The 545-nt window shown below is 61.3% G+C and carries 1 protein-coding gene; it reads right to left on the bottom strand.

Translation table 11 applies throughout. From position 1 onward, the window contains the following. Window positions 1-38: 38 nt before the first annotated feature. Window positions 39-545, bottom strand: a 507-nt coding sequence (locus ACYQ6T_RS10735) for a transposase (RefSeq protein WP_459830708.1), incomplete at its 5' end; no start/stop codon positions are given.

The following is a 545-nucleotide window of genomic DNA, read 5'->3' as shown; positions in this document are numbered from 1 at the left end:
CGTCTGCATTCCCTTGCGCGTGCTTTGTGCTTCGTGTCTTACGGCGAGAACGCCTGTGCCATGTGTAAGCTCTTGCGGCGGATATCCCGAAAGAGCTCAACGAATTCGGCGGCGATTCTGAGGACCAGCGACCCGGCATGGCGCACCACCTTGCCCGGCAAGTGAAAGAGCCGCCAGCGCACCGTTGCTACCTGGTGGCGCTGCCAGCCATTACCCAGAGCAGAATGCTTGAAGAGAACGAAGAGGTTGTGGGCGATTGCGCCGATACGAAAGAACGCGGCGTTGGCCTTGAACTGCCCACAGGGCATGCGCTCCATGCCAAAGCCGATCTTCAGTTCCTTGATGCCGTTTTCCGAAACTTCCCCGCGCTGGCGGTACCAGATCAGGGTAGCCTCAGTGGATTCGACGCGGTTGCTCGCGATCACATGGTAGCGGGGGCGGTCGTCGAACAGGTCGGCCTGCCGTGGGTATCGCACCACGATCAGGCGAAAGGCTTTCTCCGTGCCGGCCATGGTGTGCACGGTCTCAGCCACGGCGCAGTCGGG

Source organism: Hydrogenophilus islandicus (genome assembly GCF_054657095.1).
This window is presented reverse-complemented; position numbering and strand designations above follow the sequence as displayed.